Annotated in this window: 6 protein-coding genes; 4 read left to right on the top strand and 2 right to left on the bottom strand. The window is 69.5% G+C overall.

What is annotated here, in order from left to right:
- From AB0915_RS38115 to AB0915_RS38105, 3 genes are all read left to right on the top strand, one after another.
- The coding region (locus AB0915_RS38115; protein WP_366695850.1) for a YndJ family transporter at positions 1-337 on the top strand (337 nt) is incomplete at its 5' end.
- Positions 334-843 carry a DUF1990 domain-containing protein gene (locus AB0915_RS38110; RefSeq protein ID WP_366695848.1) on the top strand — a complete coding sequence of 170 codons (510 nt, stop codon included), beginning with the start codon at positions 334-336 and terminating at the stop codon, positions 841-843. The genes AB0915_RS38115 and AB0915_RS38110, both read left to right, overlap by 4 nt.
- Positions 844-877: 34 nt before the next feature.
- A complete protein-coding gene (locus AB0915_RS38105; protein ID WP_366695846.1) occupies positions 878-2,314 on the top strand; it encodes a lipase maturation factor family protein in 1,437 nt (478 codons plus the stop codon).
- A gap of 152 nt (positions 2,315-2,466) precedes the next feature.
- On the opposite strand, the gene AB0915_RS38100 is transcribed toward AB0915_RS38105, so the two are convergent.
- Together AB0915_RS38100 and AB0915_RS38095 are read right to left on the bottom strand one after the other, a co-directional pair.
- Positions 2,467-2,640, bottom strand: coding sequence for a hypothetical protein (locus AB0915_RS38100; RefSeq protein ID WP_366695844.1), 174 nt, complete (start codon positions 2,638-2,640; stop codon positions 2,467-2,469).
- 276 nt (positions 2,641-2,916) lie between these two features.
- Positions 2,917-4,401: an SDR family NAD(P)-dependent oxidoreductase gene (locus AB0915_RS38095; protein ID WP_366695842.1), complete on the bottom strand. Its 1,485-nt coding sequence runs from the start codon at positions 4,399-4,401 to the stop codon at positions 2,917-2,919.
- 456 nt (positions 4,402-4,857) lie between these two features.
- On the opposite strand from AB0915_RS38095, the gene AB0915_RS38090 reads away from it, so the two are divergent.
- Positions 4,858-5,313 (top strand): ATP-binding protein, encoded by a 456-nt coding sequence (locus AB0915_RS38090; protein ID WP_366695840.1) that lies wholly within the window; start codon positions 4,858-4,860, stop codon positions 5,311-5,313.
- Positions 5,314-5,498 lie beyond the last annotated feature (185 nt).

The raw sequence follows: 5,498 nt of genomic DNA, 5'->3' as shown, positions 1-5,498 counted from the left end.
CCCCGATACTGGGCGTATCGGGGCGAGCCCGACAACGCAGCGAGCGTGCGTGCCAGGCGTCGCCAGGCAGGCGGGACTTTCGAAACACGCCCTAGTGGTGACGATGGTGCTCGCGCTGAGCTGGGCGCTCGGTGAGGCGACCGGGCTGCCCCACCCCACGCTGACCTGGATGGCCGCCACGCATGGCCTCGGCAACGCGCTGGGCTTCGCGCTCTGCTCGGCGCTCGCCCGGCAAAGGCTCCTGAACGGCGCCGGCTCCGCCCGTACTGCCCCGACCCGCACCGTCCCGTTGCTCACCGACCCATTTCTCACCGACCCCGAAGGCAGGACGTCATGAGCACCCTCACGTACCCGGAGGTCGGGGCCACCCGGCTCGGCCCGCTCCTCGACGGCTACCACCATCTCCACCACCGGATCGCGGTGGGCCGCGGCCCGGCCGACTTCGAGACGGCGGGCGCAGCCGTCACCGGCTGGCGCATGCACCGCACCTCCGGCGCCCGGGTGCGGGCGTCGACGGCTCGCGCCGAGCCCGGAACCTCCGTGCGGGTGTCGATCGGGTTCGGTCCGCTCCGGTTCACCGCGCCGTGCGAAGTCGTCTGGACCGCGTACGAGAAGGAGCGCATCGGCTTCGCGTACGGGACCCGGCACCGACACCCCGAGCGCGGTGAGGAGTGCTTCGTGGTGGAACTGGCGGACGACGGCACGGTGTGGTTCACCGTGCTGGCGTTCTCCCGTCCGGCCCGCTGGTACAGCAGGGTGGCGGGCCCCCTCGTGCCGGTGCTCCAGCGCTGGTACGCACGCCGGCTCGGCACCGCGCTGGCACGGATCGTGTCGGAGGGCTGAGCTCAGCCGCTCCGCAGCGTCGATACTGGAAGTGATGGAGTGGTTCACCGCAGATGGCTACTGGCTCAGCCGGCTGATCTTCCAGCGGGCTCTCGCCTGCATCTACCTGGCCGGGTTTCTCGCCGCCGCCCTCCAGTTCCGGGCGCTGATCGGCGAACGGGGCATGCTGCCCGTGCCCGAGTTCCTGCGGCGAACGGACTGGCGGCTCGCTCCCGGTCTCTTCCGGCTCCACTACTCCGACCGGTTCTTCGCGGTGGTCGCCTGGACCGGCTGCGCGCTCGCGGTCGCGCTGATCGCCGGGGTGGATTCGTACGTTCCGCTCTGGGCCGCCATGCTGATGTGGTTGCTGCCCTGGGCGTTGTATCTGTCGATCGTCCAGGTCGGCCAGGTCTGGTACAGCTTCGGGTGGGAGTCGCTGCTTCTGGAGACGGGCTTCCTCGCCGTCTTTCTCGGCAACGCGGACACGGCTCCGCCGGTGCTGGTGCTGTGGCTGCTGCGCTGGGTGCTGTTCCGGGTCGAATTCGGCGCCGGGCTGATCAAGATCCGGGGCGACGAGTGCTGGCGCAAGCTGACCTGCCTGTATTTCCACCACGAGACCCAGCCGATGCCGGGACCGCTGAGCTGGTTCTTCCACCAGCTGCCCCGACCGGTCCACCGGGTGGAGGTGGCGGCCAACCATGTCACCCAACTCCTCGTCCCGATCTTGCTCTTCACCCCGCAGCCGGTGGCGAGTGCGGCCGCGGGACTGATGATCGTCACCCAGTTGTGGCTGGTGCTCTCCGGGAACTTCGCCTGGCTGAACTGGGTGACCATCGCTCTCGCCCTGTCCGCCGTCGACTGGTCAGTGGTCGCTGCGCAGCCCGCACAGTCGGCGCCACCGCTCTGGTACGAGGTACTGGTCATCGCCGTCACCGCACTGGTGGTCGTCCTCAGCTACCGTCCGGCGCGCAATCTGATCTCCCGCCGCCAGGTGATGAACCGCTCGTTCGACCCGTTGCATCTCGTCAACACGTACGGCGCGTTCGGCAGCATCAGCCGGGTCCGGCTGGAGATCGCGGTCGAGGGCACCGACGAGACGGTGCTCCACCCCGACACCGTCTGGCAGGAGTACGGCTTCCGGGGCAAGCCGGGCGATCCGCGGAGGCTCCCGCGCCAGTTCGCTCCCTATCACCTGCGCCTGGACTGGCTGATGTGGTTCGCGGCGCTCTCTCCCGCGTACGCCCATCCCTGGTTCGGACCGTTCCTGGAACGGCTGCTGGAGAACGACCGGGACACGCTGCGGTTGCTGCGCCACAACCCGTTCCCCGGCACCCCGCCCACGCACCTCCGCGCCAGGGTGTACCGCTACCGGTACACGACCTGGCGCGAGCTGCGTGCCACCGGGAACTGGTGGCACCGCACCTATGTGCGGGAATTCATCAGACCGGTGTCCCTCGCCCCCGCCCGCATCAGCCCGACCACGCCCCCTTGAGGACCCGGGCCCCGGGGCTACCTGCGTTCCGCCCGGTGCGGTGACCCGGCCGGGACACGCCGGAGCCCCGGACCTCCGTTCTGTCGGAAGGCCGGGGCTCCCTGGCTGACGGACATCTCGGACGTCGGGCGGGCGCGCAGCCGGGCCGTCGATCAGTCGATGCCGGGCAGGATGTGCGGCTCGGCGAGATCGTCCTCGTAGCCGGCCAGCCGGATCGGCGCGGATCTGGCCCAGACCTCGAGGTTCTGGAGTTTCTCGGGCCGACGGGCCCGCTCTCCCTGTCGCTCGACCGGTCGCTTCTCTTGCTTCGTCAGTTCTGGTGTCACCGCGGACTCCTTTGTGTCGCGAAACCCCGGGCGTTGCCGACGCTCCGGCCTCATTACCGGAAATCGACCACCCATATGGGGCGGGGCAGGAACAGTTCGGTCGCGGTGGCGCCGGGCATGGGGCGGAACGGCGGCCTGGTTACAAGCCTGTCCCAGGACGGCCCGGGGATTTTTGTGGATCCCCGGGTGGCGTCTGTTCACCTCAGCCTAACCAAATGAGCGCCTTCGCGCTCGATGGAACGTGTGCGCTCAGTCACTTTCGGGCAACGGATCGATCTACCAACCGGCCGGCGCGTAGTCCTTCAGGAAGCAGCCGAACAGGTCCTCTCCCGCTTCGCCGCGCACGATCGGGTCGTAGACCCGGGCAGCGCCGTCGACCAGGTCGAGCGGGGCGTGGAAGCCCTCCTCGGCCAGCCGGATCTTGTCGGGGTGCGGGCGCTCGTCGGTGATCCAGCCCGTGTCGACGGCGGTCATCAGGATGCCGTCCTTCTCGAACATCTCCTGGGCGCTGGTGCGGGTGAGCATGTTCAGCGCTGCCTTGGCCATGTTGGTATGCGGGTGGCCCGCACCCTTGTAGCCGCGACTGAACACACCCTCCATCGCGGAGACGTTGACCACGTAGGCGCGCTTGGCCGCCGTCGCGGCCATCGCGGGACGGAGCCGGCTGATCAGAATGAACGGCGCGGTGGAGTTGCAGAGCTGGACCTCGAGCAGCTCGATCGGCTCGACCTCTTCGACCGTCTGGATCCAGCTGTTCGTATCATGCAGGTCCGGTACGAGACCGCCCGCGTCGATCGCGGTGCCCGCAGCGATCCGCTCCAGCGAGGCGGATCCGGTGACCAGGGCCAGTTCTGTGACGTCCTGCGCGCTCAGCCCCTCCTTGCGGGCGGCGGGCAGGGCGGCGACGCGGTCGACCGAGCCGCTGCCGAAGGTGCCGATGACCTCGGCCGCGGGGAGTTCGCCCGCGGGCAGCGGTGCGGACTCGGCGCCGAGCAGTTCGCTGTACGCCTGCGGGGAGCGACGAACCGTCTGCGCGGCGTTGTTGATCAGGATGTCCAACGGGCCCTCGGCGGCGACCGAGTCGGCGAGCGCGACGACCTGGGCCGGGTCGCGCAGGTCGATGCCGACGATCTTCAGCCGGTGGATCCACTCGTCACTGTCCGGCATCGCCTTGAAGCGGCGGATCGCGTCGTTGGGGAAGCGGGTGGTGATGGTGGTGTGCGCGCCGTCACGCAGCAGCCGCAGCGCGATGTACATGCCAATCTTGGCCCGGCCGCCGGTGAGCAGCGCCCGGCGTCCCGTCAGGTCGGTCCGCGCGTCGCGGCGGGCCCGGTTCTCCTTGGCGCACTGCTGGCAGAGCTGGTGGTAGAAGGCGTCCACCTCGACGTACCGGGTCTTGCAGATGTAGCAGGAGCGGGGCCGCTGGAGTATCCCGGCGATCTCGGCAGTAGCCGAGGAGGACGGCAGGACACCCTGGGTCTCGTCGTCGATGCGGTCGGCCGAGCCGGTGGCGGTGGCCTCGGTAACAGCCTTGTCGTGCGCGGTTTTGGCGGCCCGGCGCTCCTGACGACGGCGCTGCTTCACGGTCCGGTAGATACCGGCGGTGGCGCGGCGCACGGCGATGGCGTCCGGGTGGTCGACCTCGATGGTGTCGAGTTCGTCGAGCACGCTCAGGCAGACGGCCAGCCGCTCCGGGTCGATACCGGGACCGAACTCCTCGATACCGGGAGCGAACTCCGCGCTGTCCTCTGTCACCGTCATTGCCGTTCCTCTGTCAGTCATGCCGCCGGGATCTCTCGGCGGCCCCGGCGCATTGCCGCACCGGGCTCACGAGGACTGGTATCCACGGGGCTGAGGCCCGGCTGCGGGCTTGCGCGAAGCCGCCGCACTTCGGGCCGAACGCCCCGCTCAAGTCTGCCATGTCCGCCGCGCTGCTCCATCCGGGTGCGCAGGGCGGCGCAGCGGGCCGCGGGAGGGGACGCCAGGGACCCGGGCGACGTCGGCAGTCCGACGACAGCCCCCAGGACCAAGCCGGTCGATCTGGATCGGTTCATCACAGCCGTACGCCGGATCGACGAGTTCTTCGTGACGGTCGTACAACTGCCGGGCCGCCCCTGCCCACCCGCGCCATTCCCAGGAGTGGGATGTCATGACACGGGTAGATGAACCGCGAAGAATAGGTCACCGACCTCCCCCGCTGCGCCCTGGCTGGAGCTCATGAACCAATACGCCCTCTCCCGGCCGGACGACCCGCATCCGGGTCACCGGCCCACTGAGGCACTGCACATCGCCGAAGTGTTCGGTGGTGAGCCGGGATGCATCGCACAGGCCCGCGCACTGGCCGACCGCTTTCTGATCAGGCTCACCACGGAATGGCTGGCGGTGCTCGGCGAGCGCACCCGTAACGATCTGATGCTGGCCGTGAGCGAGTTGGTCACCAACGCCGACCGCTACAGCCACGGCCCCTACCTGCTGGAGCTGGAGGGCACCGCGCAGCGGATCAGCGTCACGGTCTACGACAGCAGCACGGCACTTCCCGTCCTCTTCTCCCCCGACCCGACCCGCCTCGGCGGTCACGGCATGGAGATCGTGGTCGCCCTGTGCGACCGCCTGACCGCCGAGCGGGTGCCGGTGGGCAAGCGGATCCGGGCCGAGTTCGAGCTCAGCAGCTGACCCGGTCGCAGCCCGGCCACGGTCCGGGGGACAGCCTTCAGGTCCTGTTCCGGGGACTAGGGCGTGTTTCGAAAGTAGCGCCGTCCGCCCGTAGGGCGGGCCTGGCGCCCCCTTGGAGGAAATCACCCCCGAGGACTTCGACCGGGTGTTCGCCGTCAACACCAAGGGGCAGCTCTTCGCCGCCC

The organism is Streptomyces sp. NPDC048411, from assembly GCF_040704695.1.
Taxonomy (GTDB): Bacteria; Actinomycetota; Actinomycetes; order Streptomycetales; family Streptomycetaceae; genus Streptomyces.
This window is presented reverse-complemented; position numbering and strand designations above follow the sequence as displayed.